Below are 17,647 nucleotides of genomic sequence, written 5' to 3' on the forward strand. Positions count from 1 at the left end.
ATCATGACGTACACGTACGATGCCCACGCCTATCGTCAGTACTTCGAGCACGACTTCACCTATCTGAACGGCTTCCGGCGCAACACCCACCGGTATGCCGATCGACTCGCGATGCAGTCCCCGTCGACCGGCGAGAGCTGGACGTACGCCGAACTCGGCGATCGCGTCGACCGGCTCGCCACCGGGCTCGCCCGCGCCAGCGTAGCGCCCGGCGACGTCGTGGCCTACCAGTTGTTCAACGGCCCCGAGTTCGCCCAGCTCTACCTGGCCGGGCAGGCCTGCGGTGCAATCGGCTCGCCGATGAATTTCCGGCTCGCGTCCGGGGAGACGGCGTTCATCCTCGACGCGAACCGTCCCAGGGTGTTCGTCTACGACACCGAGATCGGCGAGATGGTGCGGGACGCGTTGGCACGTTCCACGCACAAGCCCGCCGTCGTCGTCGCCGTCGGGCCGGGAGAACCCCTGCCGAGCAATGGTTTCGAGGTGATCCGGTTCGACGAACTCGTGGCCGAGTCGGCGTCGCTGCCGGAGGTGACGCGCACGGTGTGGGACGAAACCACACGGCTGTTCACGTCGGGAACCACCGGCATGCCCAAGGGCGTGCCGCTGAACAGCATGATCGAGATCTTCAGCGCCCACGACGTAATCATGCACTTCCCACTGACCGCGGAAGACAAGACATTGAACATGACTCCGTGGTTCCACCGCGGCGGACTGTACTGCGCCGGGCCGAATCCCACGTTCTATCTCGGCGCCTCGCTGGTGTCGCAGCGCAGCTTCGACGCCGAGGTCACCCTCGACTACGTCGAGGAATACGGGCTGACGTTCCTGATCGGTGCCCCGACCAACCTGGCGATGCTCGCTCGCGCACAGGAAGAGAAGCCCCGAGACCTGTCCACGCTCAACGGCATCGTGACGATGGGCGCGCCTCTCGAACGGGAGGCGGCACTGCACTATCAGAAGGTGCTGAACCCCCGCATCTTCAATGGGTACGGCAGCACCGAAGGATTCTGGAACACCTTCCTCCGGCCCACCGATCTGCCGGAGATGGCCGGGACAGCCGGTCGCGCCTGCATCGACGACGACGTCGCCGTGGTCAGGCTGTTCGACGACCGCCTCGCCGACGCGCACGAGACGGTCGCCAAGGACGGAACCGAGATCGGTGAGGTCATCGTGCGCTCACCGAAAGGCGCCAACGCCTACGTCGATGCCCCGGAGCCGGAGAGGCAGAAGTTCCGCAACGGCTGGCTCCACATCGGCGATCTGGCCACCTGGGACGACAAGGAGTTCGTGACGATCGTCGGCCGCAAGGACGACATGCTCCTGTCCGGCGGCGAGAACGTGCACCCCGTGCAGATCGAGGAAGCGCTCAACGAGCACCGGTCGGTCACGGATTCGCTGGTGGTCGGGGTTCCCGACGACACGTGGGGGCAGGTCGTCGTCGCGTACGTCGTCACCACCGCACCGGTCCCGTCCGCGGACGATCTGGACGACTTCTGCCGCACGCATCCGATGCTGTCGCAGTTCAAGCGCCCCCGGGCCTACCGTTTCGTGGAATCACTCCCCGTGTCGGCGACGGGAAAGAAGTTGCACTACAAGGCCACCGATACCGCGCGCCGGGAGTTCGAGAGCGGGGCATTCGTCGTCCCGAGCTCCCGCGGATCCCACACCATCGGCTCGTAAAGGACACCGTCATGACCACGCAATCACAACCTCGGCCCTTCAACGCCGTCGACCCACTCGACATCGACTCGCTGTACTCGGACGACGAACTCGCTGTGCGCGACACCGTCCGGAAGTTCTGCGCCGAACACGTCATGCCACACATCGCGGACTGGTTCGAGGCCGGGGAGCTGCCGGGAGCCCGCGAGCTGGCGAGAGAGTTCGGGAAGCTCGGGGTCCTGGGCATGCATCTCGAAGGCTACGGATGCGGAGGATCCTCGGCCGTCCACTACGGTCTCGCCTGCCTCGAACTCGAGGCCTGCGACTCCGGCATTCGCTCCCTCGTGTCGGTGCAGGGCTCCCTGGCCATGTTCTCGATCTGGAACAACGGTTCCGAAGAGCAGAAGAATCAGTGGCTGCCCGGCATGGCGGCGGGCGAGATCATCGGCTGCTTCGGACTCACCGAACCGGATGCAGGCTCCGACCCGGCGTCGATGTCGACCCGCGCCAAGCGCGACGGCTCGGACTGGATTCTGAACGGCCGCAAGATGTGGATCACCAACGGCAGCATCGCCGACGTCGCGGTGGTCTGGGCGGCCACCGACGACGGCATCCGGGGCTTCGTCGTCCCGACCGACACCCCCGGCTTCAGCGCACCCCTGATCAAGCACAAGATGTCGCTGCGGGCCTCGGTCACCAGCGAACTGGTACTCGACAACGTGCGCCTCCCCGAATCGGCTATGCTCCCTGCCGCTCGTGGTGTGCGGGCCCCGCTCAGCAGTTTGTCCGAGGCCCGGTACGGAATCGTCTGGGGTGCGATGGGCGCGGCGAGGTCCGCGTGGGAGGCCGCGCTGCAGTACTCGAAGGACCGCTCCCAGTTCGGCCGGCCGATCGGCGGCTTCCAGCTGACCCAGGCCAAGTTGGCTGACATGGCAGTCGAGCTCCACAAGGGGCAGCTGCTGTCGCTCCACCTCGGCAGGCTCAAGGACACAGCTGGGCTGCGACCGGACCAGGTCAGCTTCGGCAAACTCAACAACACGCGTGAGGCCATCGAGATCTGCCGCACGGCACGCACCATCCTCGGTGGCAACGGAATCTCACTGGAATTCCCCGTCATTCGGCACATGGTCAATCTCGAATCGGTCCTGACCTACGAGGGCACACCCGAGATGCATCAGCTGGTTCTCGGGCAGGCCTTCACCGGCGAGAACGCATTCCGCGGATAGGAGACGAACCACATGACCATCGAATACGAGTCCGAGCACCACCAGTTCCGGGACAGTGTCCGCAGCTTCGTGCGTGAGCGGATCGTCCCGCGGCACGAGCAGTGGGAGAGTGAAAGCTGCCTCGACCCGGCACTGTTCACCGACGCGGGTAAGCAGGGGCTGCTCGGCTTCCCGGTTCCCGAAGCCTACGGCGGTCCCGGCGTCGAGGACTTCCGCTACAACGCGATCGTCGTCGACGAGGTCAACCGGGCGGGTGCCGCCGCCGCGGGCATCGCGTTCTCGCTGCAGAACGACGTCGTGCTGCCGTACCTGACGGACATGACGACGGAGGAGCAGAAGGGGCGCTGGCTTCCCGGAACCGTCACCGGGGAGACGATTCTCGGCATCGCGATGACCGAGCCGGGCACTGGCAGCGACCTCACCGGGATCCGCACCACGGCAGTGCGCGACGGCGACCACTACGTGGTGAACGGCAGCAAGACGTTCATCTCCAACGGCCAGAACGGCACGCTCTTCGTCGTCGCCGTGCGCACGTCGGCAGACACGCACAAGGGGCTGTCCCTGCTCGTCGTCGAGTCCGACACACCGGGGTTCTCCCGGGGCCGCAACCTGGAGAAGATCGGGCTGCACGCCCAGGACACGAGCGAGTTGACGTTCACCGACATGCGCGTGCCGGTGGCCAATCTCCTCGGCGAGGAGGGGCAGGGTTTCTATCAACTCGTCCACAATCTGCCGCAGGAGCGCCTCTCGCTGTCCGTCGGCGCGGTCTCGGCCGCCGAGGGCGTGCTCGAGCAGACCCTGGAGTACGTGAAGGAACGCAGCGCCTTCGGACGGCCGATCGCCGGTTTCCAGAACACCCAGTTCGTTCTCGCGGAACTGGCCACGGAACTCGATCTGGCCCGGACCTACCTCGACGACTGCATCCGGCAGCACGTCCGCGGAGAGCTGACCCCGGCCCGTGCGGCGCGGCTCAAGTGGTGGACCACTGAACTGCAGGTTCGCGTCGCCGACCGGTGCCTGCAGTTGCACGGCGGGTACGGGTACATGCGCGAATACGCGGTGGCGCGCGCGTTCGTGGACGCCCGGATCCAGACGATCTACGGCGGGACCACCGAGATCATGAAGACCATCGTCGCGAAGGATCTCGGTATCTGACGCGGGCCGGACTGCAGTTCCGGCCTCGCGCGGGATACTGTGAATACTCGTTCACCGCAGGTTCTGCCAGCAAGGAGAGGTCATCTGTCATGGCGAAGGACACGTCCGCCCTTCCACTCGACGAAGCCGTCCGCGCCGTGCGCGTCAGCTCCAGGCGACGTCAGGTGCTCGACGCCGCCGTCACGGTGATGCAGCGGACCGGCTTCCACCAGATGTCCATGCAGGCGCTGGCCGACGAGGCCCAGGTGAGTGTCGGGCTGATCTACAAGTACTTCGGTGGCAAGGAGGACATCCTCCTCGCCACGATCGTCGACATCCTCGACGCCTTCCGTGATCAGCTCGAGCCCGCGATGGACGCAGTGGGAACCGACCCCGTCGACAGGCTCGTGGCCGGGTTCCGGCGCTATGTCGAGATCGTCGACGAGAATCTCGATGCCGTCGTGCTGACGTATCGGGAGAGTCGGACACTCGACCAGGACGGGCGTGAGCGGATCAAGGAACTCGAGGTGGCGACGTCCAAGCCGCTCCACGACGCCCTCGACGCCGCGATTGCCGCGGGCATCGCCGGCGATCTCGACGTCGATCTGACGACGTTCGACATGGTGATGCTCGCGCACGGGTGGGCGCTCAAGCACTGGCACTTCGCGGCCCGCTACACGGTGGACCAATACATCACGGCCCAAACGCGATTCATTCTCCGCACCGTCCTGTCGGACCGGAGCGCGGCGAAGTACCGACACCTGACGGAATAACCGCGCATACGCTGGCCGGATGACCAGATGGTGGTTCGACGGGGAGAACACCGGCCCGGGCACCGGCTCGGGCGTGCGCATCGTCGTCGGACACTGGTCGCGATCGCCGCTCGGCGAGTTCGCGGATGTCATGGTCGAACTCGCCGACGGTCACCGCGTACTCCTCGCTCCGTCGGACGCGGTCCGCGACTTCGTCACCGCGAGCTCGCAGTCCGGCGGCACTCGGACCGTCGATGCCGGCGGGTTCGGCTCGACCCCGCAGACTCCGGCTGCCACGTCGATCGTCACCACGATCGTCGACTGCCGCGGTTCCTGCGGGGCAGACCCCCTGGGTGCCTGATGTCGAGGTGTGACCGATGAGCGTCAGAGCGGGTTGAGGCGGGCCTTCAGCAGGCAGAACTCATTGCCTTCGGGGTCGGTCAGGACATGCCACTGCTCCTGCCCTGTCTGGCCGACGTCGGCCGGGCGCGCACCGAGCTTCAGAAGGCGTTCGAGCTCGGCGTCCTGATCGCGGTCGGTGGCGTTGACGTCGATGTGCAGCCGGGATTTCCCCTTCTCCGGCTCGTCCCTGCGACTGAGGATGATCGTCGGCTGCGGACCGCCGAACCCTTCGCGAGGCCCGATCTCCACCGAGCCGTCGTCCTCGTGGTCGAGCACGACGAAGTCGAGGACCTCGCACCAGAACCGCGCCAACACCTCAGGGTCGCGGCAACCGAGCACGAGCTCACCGATACGACATGCCATGAACGAAACCTGCTCTCAGCTGGGAACTGCCTGACTCGGAGACACGACCTAGTCGAAGAGGGTGGGCGCCTCTCCCGGCTGTTCGGTGTCGACAGGCTCGACCTCACCCGCCGGGCTCGTCGCCTTGTGCACGACGGACAGCGTCGTGGTCCGGACTGAAAGCCTGTGCCCGTCGGGATGCTGCAGCGACGCCATGCCCTTGCTGAGCTCGACCACCAGCCAGGGACCGGCGTGACCGGACGCCTGCACCAGATCACCCACCTGTATCTGTACGGCTACCACCGCTTCCTCCCAAGGTTTACTGCATCGGCCTGTGCCCAGCGTAGCGACATCGGCGGGTGTCAGCCGAGTGACGGGAACTCGATCGGATGAGACCGGACCGGCAGCTCGATATGATGCTCATCGAGGTCTGTCCGAGAACTCCACGACTGATCCGAGCATGCACGATGACGCGAATGTGGTCACGGCGATCAATCGGAGCGCTGTCCCGGCGCGGCGCAGCGTCCCCACGGTCGGCTTTCGATGCGGACGCGCACCAGATGCCTGCGCGTCTGATATCGCTCCTGGTGCGTCCGACCACCCCGCCGTTGTGGTTGGGGATCGTGGTCGCCGCCACCGTGATCACCGTGGAAACCGTTGTGGTGCATCAACTCGACAAGGTCGCGCCGCAGAACGCATTCGGTGCGGTGTTCTTGCTCGGAGTTCTGGTGGTCTCGGCTCGGTGGGGATTCGCGCTGTCGGTGATGACGACGCTGGTGAGCGCACTGGTCTATGTCTACTTTCACCTTCAGGTGGAGGGCACGCTACTTCCGACCAAAGCCAGCGACTGGGTGGCCATCCTGGTTTTCCTGCCCGTCGCGCTCGTGGCCAACCTCATGGCCGGACAGGCCCGACTGCGCACCGCAGAAGCGGTACTGCGGCGCCGAGAGGCTGAGGCGAGCCGGGACGAACTCGCGATCCTCGCCGAACACCAGGCTTCACTGCGTCGAGTGGCAACACTGGCAGCGCGTGGGGTGAGCCCCTCGGAGGTGTTCACGGCGGTGGCCGAAGAACTCGCGCTCTGGCTGCATGTGGTCGACGCCGTGTTGCTTCGCTACGAGGGAGACGGCACCGGGACGCTGGTCGCCGTTCGATACGAGCCGGGGGTGATTGGGATGCCCGTCACCGGGGACAGGATCTCGACGGAGGGTGGCGACGTCGGGGCGATCGTGTTGCGCACCGGCCACGGCGCCAGGATCGACAACCACGCACACGTCGGTGGGGCAGTTGCTACGCGCATTCGTGCCGAGGGCTTCGGATCGATCGTGGGAGTCCCGATCGTCGTGGACGAACGGGTGTGGGGCGCGGCGATCGTCGGTTCGCGGCGTACCGAGCCGCTGCCCGCGGACACCGAGGCCCGACTCGGTGACTTCGCCGATCTCGTCGCGACTGCGATCGCCAATGCTGTGACCCGCGCCGAACTGATCGCCTCACGGGCGAGGATTGTCGCGGCCGCCGACGAGGCGCGGCGTCGCCTGGAACGTGATCTGCACGATGGGGCCCAACAGCGGTTGGTGTCGCTGGGACTCGAGGTGCGCTTGGCAGAAGCGTCGGTGCCGGTCGAATGGCAGGACGTGAAGGAGCAGCTGTCGGCCATCGCCTCCGGGCTCAAGGGGGTGTCGGAGGATCTGCGGGAACTCTCGCACGGAATCCATCCCGCGATCCTGGCGAAGGGCGGGCTGGGATCGGCAGTGAAGACGCTGGCCCGTCGCTCGGCTGTCCCCGTGTCCCTCGACGTCGCGCTCGAGGGCCGGTTCGAGGAATCGGTCGAGGTCGCCGCATACTATGTGGTCGCCGAGACGCTCACCAATGCCGCCAAGCATGCCCACGCCTCCGAGGTGGATGTGTCCCTCCGGGCGGAGGACGGCACTCTCCATCTCGTGATCGGGGACGACGGCGTCGGCGGTGCCTCGTCGGGTGCGGGCTCCGGGCTCATCGGGCTACAGGACCGTGTCGAGGCACTCGGCGGCCACATGCAGATCACGAGTCCACCCGGTCACGGGACCACGCTGGAGATCACCATCCCGGTCGCCGGCGAGTGACCTAGGAGATCTTCCTGCTAGCGGGAATGCGTACCGGGAAGTACGGGGTCGACCATGGAAGACATGGTGTTGGAACTCGGTCGTCTACGGTGCCTGATCGTCGACGACAGCCCACGTTTCTCGGATACTGCCCGGCGACTGCTCGAGCAGCAGGGCATCACGGTCGTCGGCGCGGCGTCGAACACCGCCGACGCGGTCCGGTCGGTCGCGGAGCTACACCCCGACGTGATCCTGGTCGACGTCGAACTCGGCGCGGAGAGCGGGTTCGAACTCGCGGAGCGACTCGACGACGAGGCGTACCCGTCAGCGGTGATCCTGATTTCCACGCACGCCGAGCAGGACCTGGCGGACTTGATCTCCGGGAGCCCCGCGGTGGGCTTCGTGTCGAAGTCCGATCTGTCGTCCGACGCGATCCGGGATCTGCTCCGCGCCGGTGACGGAACCGAAGGGGAGCGCGTGGCTCCGGTCAGCGGGCCTCGAGGAAGGTGACGACCGCGAGAACCCGTCGGTGATCGTCGCCGGTCTCCGGGAGGTTCAGTTTGGTGAGGATGCTGCGTACGTGTTTCTCGACGGTGCCCTCGGTGACCCACAGTCGGCGGGCGATGCCGGCGTTGGAACGCCCTTCCGCCATGAGGGCCAGCACCTCCCGCTCCCGCGCGCTGAGTGCGGCGAGCGGGTCGTTGCGCCTGCGGGCGGAGACCAACTCCTGAACCAGCGCGGGGTCGACGACGGAGGCCCCCGCGGCGATGCGCTGGAGGGTATCGATGAAGTCGTCGACGTCGGTGATGCGGCTCTTGAGCAGGTAGCCGATTCCCCGGCCGCTGGCCAGTAGCTCCATCGCGTGTTCGACTTCGGCGTGCGCCGACAGGACCAGGATGCCGACGTCGGGGAATTCGTCGCGGATCGCCCGGGCCGCGTCGAGCCCTTCGGTGGTGTGGGTCGGGGGCATCCGGATATCGACCATCACCAGGTCGGGGGCGCGCTCCCGGACGAGGTCGAGGAGTGTGGTTGCGTCGCCGGCCTGTTCCAGGACGTCGAAGCCGGAGCGTGTGAGCAGGCTCGCCACGCCCTCGCGGAGCAGGACGTCGTCGTCGGCGAGGATCACGCGCAGCCGTGTCGTCACCGGGCCGCTCTCCGAACTCGCCCGTGCCCGCGCCGACTGCGGGTGTTCGCGGGCGTGGTCGTCGCCGATGTCGGTGGGCACGGCCATGTCGTCGACGGTCAGGCCGTGGCGGCGCTGAATCCGCCGCAACTCTTCACCGAACTCGGCGGCGGTCGCGGGCCGATCCTCGATGTTGGCCGCCATCGCATGGTTGATGGCGGAGCGCACGTCGGCGGGTATGTCGGTCTGCGTCGCCTCGGACAGCGTCGAATCGGATGTTGTCGCGTCGGTGGTGTGCGGCACCTGAGTGGCCGTCTGCTCGGCTCGGGGGCGTTCGATGCCCGCGTGACCGTTGAGCGCGCACAGGAGCGTGGCCCCGAGGCTGTAGAGATCCGACGCCGGTGTGGGGGTTTGTCCGTGGAGTACCTCGGGTGCGGTGAACGCGGGGGAACCGGAGACGAGGCCGGTGGCCGTCTCGAATCCACCCGCGATTCGAGCGATGCCGAAGTCGGTCAGTTGAGGCTCCCCGTACTCGGTGAGCAGGATGTTCGCGGGTTTGATGTCGCGGTGCAGGGTGCCTCGCCGGTGCGCCGTCTCGAGTGCCCCGGCTATTTTGACCCCGATGTGCAGTGAATCCTGCCAGCTCAGCGGGCCGGCGTCGCGGACCAGCGCGCCGAGGGAGTCGCGTGGGTGGTACTGCATCACGATGTAGGGCACGCCCGATTCCGTGGTACCGCTCTGGAAGATGCTGACGATATTGGGATGCCCCGACAGTTTGCCCATCGCGTGCTGCTCGCGCAGGAATCGGTCGAGATTGCCCGAGTCGAGTGCGGCGGCAGTGAGCACCTTGAAGGCAACAGTGCGCTCGAGTGAGCGCTGCCAGCAGCGGTAGACCGCTCCGAAACCGCCACGTCCGACTTCGTGGGCATCATCGAAGCCGGCCGCGGCCAGCTCTACCGCAATCGCCGAGAGCGGATCGGACCGCGTCGCCGGAGGATGGAATTCGGCCATCGTCGACCCCGAGTGTCCCCGTTTGTGAGAAAACGCACGATCACCGTCGAAGTGACCGACTTCGAGAATACGTCATCGGCGCCCGGCCCGACACGCCATGACGCCCCCTCGCACACATCGAACAGTCATGGAATTGCAGCTACCTGGAAGACCGAGATTGCGGCTGGTTGCACCCGCAAGCCCCTGCTGGCAGTGGCGACGACGGGCCCCGTTTCCACGACGATTTATATCAATGGTCGTTCGATCATCAACCCATCACCTGCTCCGCACAAGTCGGGGCAGCACAGAAAGAAAATGAAGGTGAGAACAATGAACAAGTTCGCAATCCGCGCGGCGGTCGCCGTGGCCGCAATCGCACCCCTGATCGCCCTCGGAGTCGGAACTGCTTCCGCTGCAACAGTACCCGATGTAGGAGCTACACCTGCTGCTCGCGTCGTGCCGGATGCGGGTCCCGTGACGGACCGTCCGGATTCGGGTTTCCCGTGGGGCTGGCCGGGAACGACGGGGCCTTTCGGACCCGGACGACAGGACGTGGGGCCTTTCCACGGGGAGCTCGGCGGCTTCGGCGGCTTCGGAGGCTTCGGGCACTTCGGCCACTTCGGTGGCTTCGGCGGCCACGGAGGGTTCTAGCCGCGGACGTCGGTGTCGGGTGCACCACCTCTGATCGAAACTGCCCGAAAAACGGGCGCACGCAAGCAGAAGAAAAGGAAAGTTATGTCCTTGCGATCTTTCCATGTCGGATCCCTCGTCAACGAGAACACGGTGTTCAAGAATGAGTTCGGGAACATCACCAACTCGATTCCGACTCCCTGCCCATTCTCGGCGGAATGTCGATCAAGCGAATCGCCTTAGCTCCGAGCGTAATCCGTGAACCTCAGCGATCGATCACATCGAGAACATCGGGAGGGTGAAGGAAACCGGAATGCTCGAGCCGCACTGGCATCCAGTCACGGCCGAACTCGGCTGCGTGCACCGGGGACGCGCACGGATGACAGTGCTGGATCCGGACGGGACATTCGACGCCTACGTCCTCGAGCCCGGCCAGGTGTACTTCATTCCCCGTGCCTATCCGCACCACATCGAGGTCATCGGCGATGAGGACATCCACTTCCTGATCTTCTTCGACCAGGCCACACCGGCGGACATCGGATACCGCGCCACGGCTTCCGCGTTCTCCCGCGAGGTTCTTTCTGCAGCATTCGGAATGTCCGAGATGAACCTCCCGTCGTTCCCTTCACACCCATCGATCCGCTGATCGTGGCGCGGACCAATCCGGTCGACGCCGCCGTCTGACCCGAGTACTTCGACCCCATCGCCCAACACCCACACGAGGAGCATCAGTCATGCCGTACATCACCACGTCCGATGGAACCGAGATCTAATACACCGAGCAGGGAACCGGCAGACCCGTGATCCTCAGTCATGGCTGGCCGTTGTCGTCGGACGCGTGGCAGGTCGAACTCAAGCTTCTCGCCGACGCGGGCTATCGCGCCATCGCCCATGATCGCCGCGGCCACGGACGCTCGAGCCAGACATACAGCGGCAACGACATGGACACCTACGCGAAGGATCTCGCCGAACTCGTCGAGGCACTCGACCTGACGGACATCGTTCTGATCGGCCACTCGACCGGTGGGGGTGAAGTCGTGCGCTATGCAGCGCAATACGGCGTAGGGCGGGTGTCGAAGATCTTCACGGCCGGCGCTGTACCCCCGATCATGCTGAAGTCCGACTCCAACCCCGAGGGCACGCCGATCGAGGCGCTCGACGCCATCCGCGAAGGTGTTCTGAAGGACCGTTCGCAGTACTACAAGGACCTCTCCGTCGCCTTCTACGGAGCCAATCGCGAGGGGGCCACGGTGTCGCAGGGCGCGAAGGACGACTTCTGGCGTCAGGGGATGGCCGTCGGGCTCGCTGCCGCCTACGACTGCGTCAAAGCGTTCTCCGAAACCGACTTCACCGAGGATCTCGAGGCGTTGACCGTGCCCGTCTTCATCGCCCAGGGCGACGCCGACCAGATCGTGCCCATCGCCGCCGCGGCGCTGAAATCCATCCACCTCGTGAAAGACGGCACGCTCAAGGTCTATCCCGGAGCCCCGCACGGGATCTACGGCGCCTACCAGGACGAACTCGATCAGGACATTCTGAAGTTCGTCGGCGAATAGTCTCGCCACGTCGACACCGGCCGCCGCGACCGGAACACCGTTCCGGAGCCCAGATTCACAGATACGCAACCGATTCGGAGAACTGCCGGGTGAGCGTCGACCGCCGGTCACCAACCGAAGGGATCACGGTCCGCCCCGGGCACCCAGGTATTGCCGGGATCGGTCCATTGACGCCGTTTGATCATCTTGCGGGCGGCGCGGTGATTGCGTCCGACGAGCCGGTCGAGGTAGAGATGCCCGGCGAGATGATCGGTTTCGTGCTGCAGGCAGCGGGCCAGATAGCCGGTGCCCTCGACGGAGATCGGGTTGTTGTCGATGTCCACGCCGACGACTCGCGCCCAGTCGGCTCGGCCCGTCGGGTAACGCTCGCCCGGAACGGAGAGGCATCCTTCGAGTTCGTCTGGGTCGGGCATGCTCTCGGGCAGAGGTGATGTCGCGAGTACCGGATTGATGACGTGCCCGCGATGTCGACGGGTGTCGTCGATCAGGTCGTACACGAAGATCGCTCTCGGGTCCCCGACTTGGTTGGCCGCCAGATCGGCTCCGTGAGCTGCGGTGTTGGTCTCGTGGAGGTCGTCGACGAAGGCTGCGAGTTCGCTGTCGAACGCGGTGACCGTCACCGCTGGTGTGGTCAGTCTGGTGTCTCCGGCAATGAGGATCGGTCGAATAGCCATACGGAGGAGAGTACTCAAATGTGAGTACTCCGGTAGAACTGATGGCATGAACCCCACGCGGCTGTTCGTCCTCGGCGCTCTCTCCAAGCGGGGACCCATGCACGGTCACCAACTGCGTCGCGACGCGCGTCTGGATCGGGCCGAACTGTGGTCACGGGTGAAACCCGGGTCGCTCTACGGTGCGTTGCATCGGCTCGAAGACGAGGGCCTGATCCGGCCGTTGCGCACGGAGCGGGACGGCGCCCTGCCCGCCAGAACTGTCTACGAGATCACGGCGGAGGGAACCAGGGAACTCCGAGCGCTCCGCGACGAGGCGTTCACCGAGTTCGAACTCAAACCGGACCCCGTCGACCTCGCCCTGGCTGTCAGTGCAGATCTCGACCGAGAGGTACTTCGCGGCTACGTCGAGGACCGCATCGCGGTCCTCTCGGCACGCGAGCAGCAGTTCGATCACCAGCTCGATCGCCGATGGCCCGACCAGAGCACCGCGGACGATCTCATCGTCGCCCACGCCGTGATGCGCATCCAGACCGAGATCGCCTGGCACAAGAAAGTCCTCGCCGACATCGACAAGCTGGAGGCACGGTGATCCGCGAGGAGGGACGAACCTGTCAACGGCGCCCGCCGGAACGGAGTCGGCGGGCGTGCCGCCGGCGGTCGGCTTCGGTCATCCCACCCCAGATTCCGTACGGTTCGTCCTCTGCCAGGGCGTGGTCGCGGCACCGGGCGAGCACGGGGCAGTCCTGGCAGATCTGCTGGGCGTTCGCTTCGCGACGGGCGCGGGCGTGACCGCGTTCGCCGTCGGGGGAGAAGAACACCGATGATGCGACTCCGCGACACGCTGCCGACTCGCGCCAGTCCTCGGGACGGGGAGCGGCCACGGGGGCCGGTATTCCGGACGTTTCTGCCAACAGCACTGCGGTCCTTCCGTTCCCGGCTCGTGGAACAACTCCACGTGTCGGGAAACAGATATCGATATTCTTCGTGTGAGCGTCGGTATCGGTTACGGGCCGTCCGGTTAACAAACCGGACGGCCCGTTTCAAAGATATACCGGACGACCACTCGACTGCGCCACTGGGTGGGATGTCCAGCAGTGTGGCGGTGGATCGACGCGCTCACGGGGTCGTCGAGGTGTACCGCGTCGCCGAACCGGCACGGGCCGTTGCCCGTCTGTTCCGGGTTCCGTAGCGAGCAGGTCGCGGATCTGGAGTACCCATGTCTCAGCTGATTCATCACAATTTCTGCATCCGTCGGGTAGTCGGTTCGCATGCAACAGATCTCATTGCTCGTCGTTACCGCAATAACCGCGTTCTGACCAGTAGTGCGCGATCTCCTCGCGGTGCGGCGATTCGACTCTGGTCGAACCTGAAGAGGTCAACCGCAGTTGGGACTAGCGAACGTACGTACGTTTGACGTAGTGTTGGAGACCACAGCAATACTTGTACGGCTAAGGAGAACGATGTTTACTCTCGTCGACGCTATTCGGCGTAACGAGCGGCTGGTGCCTCAACGCGAAGCGATCTTCGACGGTACGCGCCGGCTCACGCATGGAGAACTCGCGGACCGGGCGTGGCGGATCGCAGCCGGTCTGCGGGCCCGGGGTGTCGAGCCCGGTGACACCGTCGGCGTCCTGGCGGGCAACTCTGCCTTCAGCATCGAAACCTTTCTGGGCATCGTTGCCGCCGGTGCCGCCTTCGTTCCGTACAACTGGCGATGGGCAACCGAAGAGCTGGCCCACGGCATCAACGAGACCGGCGCACGCGTCGTACTCGTTGGTGATGGTTTCGACGCCGCCATCGCGGAGGTCCTGGCCGGTGACGGCCTCAAAGGGCCGGTCACCGTCGTGCACGAGGGCGACGAGTTCGACCACCTCCTGCGGTCGGAACCGATCAAGGGTGTTCCGGTGGGAGCGTCTGATGCTGCCTGCATTTTGTTCACCGGCGGCACCACCGGGTTCTCCAAGGGCGTTGTGCTCTCGCATTCGGCGATCCTGACCAACGCCGTCAATGAAATCGCCGACTGTCGCATCGGTGGCCGCCCGAACGATCGCGGCCTCGTCGTCACCCCGCTCTTTCACTCTGCCGCGCTGCTGTGCTGGTTCCTGCCCCACTACGTGACGGGGAACAGTTCGGTTCTCGTCCACAAGTTCGTGGAAGACGAGATCGCGGATCTTGTCGCGCACGAGTCGATCACCAACATGTTCCTCGTGCCCAACATGATCCGGCGCATGCTCAAGTCGGGCACGTTCGACACCGATGGGTTCCGCGACAACTTCAAGGCGCTCCACACCGGTGCCGGGCTGCTTCGCATGCCGGACAAGCTGGCTGTGTCGGCACTGATCCCGGACGTCGACCTGTTCTTCCGCTACGGCTTGACCGAAGCCGGACCGATGGTCACCCGATTGCTCCCGCAGGACATGCTCCGGCCGGAGATCGACGGCTCGATCGGCACCGAGTACCTGCTCACCGAGGTCGAGTTGCGTGACCTCTACGACGGCACCCCCACGTCGGTGGGGGAGATCGGAGAGATCTGCGTTCGTGGCCCCAATCTGATGACCGGATACTTCGGCCGCCCGGAGGCCACCAAGGAGGTCCTGGAGGGCGGCTGGTTGCGCACCGGTGACCTTGCTGTCCGCGACGAGAATGGCTACCTGTACTTCCGCGACCGGGCCAAGGACATGATCAAGACCGGTGGCGAGAACGTGTACAGCTCGGAGATCGAGCAGTTGCTCCACACGCACCCAGCTGTCATGGAAGCCGCCGTGCTCGGTGTGCCGAGTGAGGAGTGGGACGAGGAAGTGAGAGCGGTGATCGCCGTTCGGCCGGGTCAGACCGTCACGGAGACGGAGATCGCAACGTTCCTGCGCAAGCACTTGGCCGGATACAAGGTTCCGAAGATGATCGCGCTCGTGGGCCCGAACGCCCTGCCGATGAATCCCAGCGGCAAGATTGTCAAAACCAACATCCGGGCGACGATGGGCTGGTAACAGCCGGGTCGGCAATCGACGAAAATGTGGAACGACTAACGTACGATTGTTCCCGAGACCGCTCGCCGGCTCCCCTGGGAGCCGTCCAATCTACTTCGGAGGGGCACAGTGACTCGAGCAACTCGGGTGACACGCGGTGGCGCGCGCACCAACGTCGCTATTCGCGAGGCCGCGGCCAGGCTGTTCTACGAGCACGGCTACGAGGCCACATCACTGCGCACCGTCGCGAGTGAGGTCGGCATCCAGGTCGGCAGCCTCTACAACCACATCAGCGGCAAGGAAGAGCTGCTGACCGACATCATGGTGTCGGTCATGGACGAACTCCTCGAAGCCGTGAACGAGGCCCTCGTCAGTGTTGAGGGCGGTGCCGTGGGCCGGTTCAAGGCGGCGGTCGACTGCCACATCCGCTACCACGCGGAGCATGCGCGGGAAACATTCATCGGAAACACCGAACTTCGGTCCCTCGGCAACGGGGACTTGGACTTGGTCCTTGCCAAACGCGCCGAGTACGAGCGTCTGCTGCAGAAGCTCGTCAAGGACGTGGCCAAGGAGACCGGCGCCGACATCCTCGATGCCAAACTGCAGACGTACTCGATTTTGGCGCAGGGTGCGCACGTGTCGTCCTGGTACAAACCCGGAGGCCCCAAGTCCCTCGACAAGGTCGTCAACACCTACATCACCATGGCACTGCGGCAGCTCGGCGTCGAGAACGCCAGCTGACCTAGCCATATCTCTGTTCGGCCCGCGCCCCGGCACTGCCGGAGCGCGGGCCGCCAACTCTCGCGACGCCAACCCGAGAATCCCCAGACCGTGGCTTGGCGCGCGGTGCGTGGTTGCCGGCTGCGCCAATCGATGACTACCTGCCGCGCGCTCGAGGTGTAGCGCTGCGCGACGCGTCCCGATGGATCGTCGGATGCAACGGTAATGCCTTGGTGAAGAATACTTCCCGCGTTTTCGATGGTCCCCTGACGGCGTGTTGCGAGTGGTCCCTTCCTCATCCGGTGCACATGGTTGACATTTGCTGTCGCTCAGATCACACTCTAATTAAACAAACGCACGTACGTTTGTTGGTCCACTACTCCGCCGACATCGGCAGGGACGTACATCGAGAGATTGGGAAACTCAATGAGCCGTTTGGAGGGCAAGGTCGCCCTGATCACCGGGGCCGCACGTGGCCAGGGGCGGTCGCACGCACTTGGGCTGGCCAAAGAGGGCGCTGACATCATCGCCATCGACATCGCCGACCAGATCGGCAGTGTGCCGTACCCGATGGCGTCGCTCGACGACCTGAAGGAAACGGCGCGACTGGTCGAGGAGCTGGGCCGCCGCGTGGTTATCGCGCAGGCCGACGTGCGCAACCTGAAGCAGATGGAGGCTGCGGTCGCCGACGGCCTCGCCGAGTTCGGCCGTATCGACATCGTCTGTGCCAACGCAGGCATAATCTCGGCAAACAAGGTCCTGGACCTGACCGAAGAGCAGTGGAACGACATGATCGACACCAACTTGACCGGTGTCTTCCACACCGTCAAGGCTGCGGTGCCGAACATGGTCGAGCGGGGCGACGGGGGTTCGGTGATTTTCACCGGATCGACCTCGAGCCTGAACGGTTACCCGAACGTCGGTCACTACGTCACCGCCAAGCATGGCATCGTCGGACTGATGCACACGCTGGCGAATGAACTGGGCCCGAAGGGAATCCGTGTCAACGCAGTCCATCCGACGAACGTCAACACCAAGCTCCTGCAGAACGAGACCTTTTACGGGCTCTTCCGCCCCGACCTCGCGCACCCGACGCTCGAGGATTCCCGCGACGCGTTCGCCACCATGCACTCGCTCCCGAACATCCCATGGGTCGAGCCCATCGACATCACCAACGCCGTGCTCTTCCTGGCCTCGGACGAATCGCGCTACATCACCGGAATCAACCTGCCCATCGATGCCGGCGCAAGTCAGAAGGTCGGCGGCTAGAAACCGTCGGGTTTCGTGGCGAGGCGGTGTAAGCCTGACCGCGAGACCATCCGCTGCCCCTTCACCCGAAACGTTTCCGTCGGGGGTGAAGGGGCAGTGGGCGTTCCTCCGCGTGCCTCT

Annotated in this window: 17 protein-coding genes and 2 pseudogenes; 14 read left to right on the forward strand and 5 right to left on the reverse strand. The window is 65.1% G+C overall.

Features of this window, described 5'->3' with window-relative positions; all coding sequences use genetic code 11:
• Window positions 1–3: 3 nt before the first annotated feature.
• The 5 genes from ACFVJ3_RS27410 (at window position 4) to ACFVJ3_RS27430 (ending at window position 5,135) form a co-directional block, all read left to right on the forward strand.
• On the forward strand, window positions 4–1,683 hold the full coding sequence (locus ACFVJ3_RS27410) for a class I adenylate-forming enzyme family protein (protein ID WP_378455049.1): 1,680 nt from the start codon (window positions 4–6) through the stop codon (window positions 1,681–1,683).
• An 11-nt stretch (window positions 1,684–1,694) separates the two neighbouring features.
• Entirely contained in the window at window positions 1,695–2,888 is a 1,194-nt protein-coding gene (locus ACFVJ3_RS27415) for an acyl-CoA dehydrogenase (protein ID WP_378455050.1), read from the forward strand.
• Window positions 2,889–2,900: 12 nt separating this feature from the next.
• On the forward strand, window positions 2,901–4,043 hold the full coding sequence (locus ACFVJ3_RS27420; RefSeq protein ID WP_378455051.1) for an acyl-CoA dehydrogenase family protein: 1,143 nt from the start codon (window positions 2,901–2,903) through the stop codon (window positions 4,041–4,043).
• 89 nt (window positions 4,044–4,132) lie between these two features.
• Window positions 4,133–4,795 carry a TetR/AcrR family transcriptional regulator gene (locus ACFVJ3_RS27425; RefSeq protein ID WP_378455052.1) on the forward strand — a complete coding sequence of 221 codons (663 nt, stop codon included), beginning with the start codon at window positions 4,133–4,135 and terminating at the stop codon, window positions 4,793–4,795.
• Window positions 4,796–4,814: 19 nt separating this feature from the next.
• Window positions 4,815–5,135 carry a hypothetical protein gene (locus ACFVJ3_RS27430; protein ID WP_378455053.1) on the forward strand — a complete coding sequence of 107 codons (321 nt, stop codon included), beginning with the start codon at window positions 4,815–4,817 and terminating at the stop codon, window positions 5,133–5,135.
• A gap of 23 nt (window positions 5,136–5,158) precedes the next feature.
• Here ACFVJ3_RS27430 and ACFVJ3_RS27435 read toward each other — a convergent pair whose 3' ends face one another.
• Window positions 5,159–5,539, reverse strand: a complete 381-nt coding sequence (locus ACFVJ3_RS27435) for a VOC family protein (protein ID WP_378455054.1) — start codon at window positions 5,537–5,539, stop codon at window positions 5,159–5,161.
• Window positions 5,540–5,587: 48 nt separating this feature from the next.
• A complete protein-coding gene (locus tag ACFVJ3_RS27440) occupies window positions 5,588–5,821 on the reverse strand; it encodes a hypothetical protein (protein WP_378455055.1) in 234 nt (77 codons plus the stop codon).
• A gap of 257 nt (window positions 5,822–6,078) precedes the next feature.
• Between ACFVJ3_RS27440 and ACFVJ3_RS27445 the strand changes: the two genes are divergently transcribed.
• Together ACFVJ3_RS27445 and ACFVJ3_RS27450 are read left to right on the forward strand one after the other, a co-directional pair.
• Window positions 6,079–7,620 (forward strand): DUF4118 domain-containing protein, encoded by a 1,542-nt coding sequence (locus ACFVJ3_RS27445; protein ID WP_378455056.1) that lies wholly within the window; start codon window positions 6,079–6,081, stop codon window positions 7,618–7,620.
• Window positions 7,621–7,674: 54 nt separating this feature from the next.
• The gene (locus ACFVJ3_RS27450) at window positions 7,675–8,109 is read left to right on the forward strand and encodes a LytR/AlgR family response regulator transcription factor (RefSeq protein ID WP_378455057.1); all 435 of its coding nucleotides are present in this window, start codon (window positions 7,675–7,677) and stop codon (window positions 8,107–8,109) included.
• Here ACFVJ3_RS27450 and ACFVJ3_RS27455 read toward each other — a convergent pair.
• Window positions 8,087–9,733, reverse strand: a complete 1,647-nt coding sequence (locus ACFVJ3_RS27455; RefSeq protein WP_378455058.1) for a protein kinase — start codon at window positions 9,731–9,733, stop codon at window positions 8,087–8,089. The two genes, ACFVJ3_RS27450 and ACFVJ3_RS27455, sit on opposite strands and share 23 nt — an antisense overlap.
• 309 nt (window positions 9,734–10,042) lie before the next feature.
• Between ACFVJ3_RS27455 and ACFVJ3_RS27460 the strand changes: the two genes are divergently transcribed.
• The 3 genes and pseudogenes from ACFVJ3_RS27460 to ACFVJ3_RS27470 all read left to right on the forward strand — a co-directional run bounded on the left by ACFVJ3_RS27460 (window position 10,043) and on the right by ACFVJ3_RS27470 (window position 11,898).
• Complete coding sequence (locus tag ACFVJ3_RS27460) at window positions 10,043–10,363, forward strand: hypothetical protein (protein ID WP_378455059.1); 321 nt, start codon at window positions 10,043–10,045, stop codon at window positions 10,361–10,363.
• 274 nt (window positions 10,364–10,637) lie between these two features.
• A pseudogene (locus tag ACFVJ3_RS27465) lies at window positions 10,638–11,026 on the forward strand (cupin domain-containing protein); the annotation flags it as partial.
• 50 nt (window positions 11,027–11,076) lie between these two features.
• Window positions 11,077–11,898, forward strand: a pseudogene (locus ACFVJ3_RS27470) (alpha/beta fold hydrolase).
• A 107-nt stretch (window positions 11,899–12,005) separates the two neighbouring features.
• Here the strand turns inward: ACFVJ3_RS27470 and ACFVJ3_RS27475 are convergent.
• The gene (locus ACFVJ3_RS27475) at window positions 12,006–12,572 is read right to left on the reverse strand and encodes a peptide deformylase (RefSeq protein ID WP_378455060.1); all 567 of its coding nucleotides are present in this window, start codon (window positions 12,570–12,572) and stop codon (window positions 12,006–12,008) included.
• A gap of 46 nt (window positions 12,573–12,618) precedes the next feature.
• Here ACFVJ3_RS27475 and ACFVJ3_RS27480 point away from each other — a divergent pair, with 46 nt between their 5' ends.
• Window positions 12,619–13,161 carry a PadR family transcriptional regulator gene (locus ACFVJ3_RS27480; RefSeq protein WP_378455061.1) on the forward strand — a complete coding sequence of 181 codons (543 nt, stop codon included), beginning with the start codon at window positions 12,619–12,621 and terminating at the stop codon, window positions 13,159–13,161.
• 22 nt (window positions 13,162–13,183) lie between these two features.
• Here ACFVJ3_RS27480 and ACFVJ3_RS27485 read toward each other — a convergent pair whose 3' ends face one another.
• On the reverse strand, window positions 13,184–13,489 hold the full coding sequence (locus tag ACFVJ3_RS27485) for a WhiB family transcriptional regulator (protein WP_378455062.1): 306 nt from the start codon (window positions 13,487–13,489) through the stop codon (window positions 13,184–13,186).
• A 543-nt stretch (window positions 13,490–14,032) separates the two neighbouring features.
• Here ACFVJ3_RS27485 and ACFVJ3_RS27490 point away from each other — a divergent pair.
• The 3 genes from ACFVJ3_RS27490 (at window position 14,033) to ACFVJ3_RS27500 (ending at window position 17,527) form a co-directional block, all read left to right on the forward strand.
• The gene (locus ACFVJ3_RS27490; RefSeq protein WP_378455063.1) at window positions 14,033–15,559 is read left to right on the forward strand and encodes a class I adenylate-forming enzyme family protein; all 1,527 of its coding nucleotides are present in this window, start codon (window positions 14,033–14,035) and stop codon (window positions 15,557–15,559) included.
• A gap of 108 nt (window positions 15,560–15,667) precedes the next feature.
• Window positions 15,668–16,279: a TetR/AcrR family transcriptional regulator gene (locus tag ACFVJ3_RS27495; RefSeq protein WP_378455064.1), complete on the forward strand. Its 612-nt coding sequence runs from the start codon at window positions 15,668–15,670 to the stop codon at window positions 16,277–16,279.
• A gap of 405 nt (window positions 16,280–16,684) precedes the next feature.
• Window positions 16,685–17,527, forward strand: a complete 843-nt coding sequence (locus ACFVJ3_RS27500) for a mycofactocin-coupled SDR family oxidoreductase (protein ID WP_378455065.1) — start codon at window positions 16,685–16,687, stop codon at window positions 17,525–17,527.
• Window positions 17,528–17,647: the final 120 nt, after the last annotated feature.

The sequence above is a fragment of the Rhodococcus sp. NPDC127593 genome (assembly GCF_042671975.1).
Lineage (GTDB): Bacteria > Actinomycetota > Actinomycetes > Mycobacteriales > Mycobacteriaceae > Rhodococcus_F.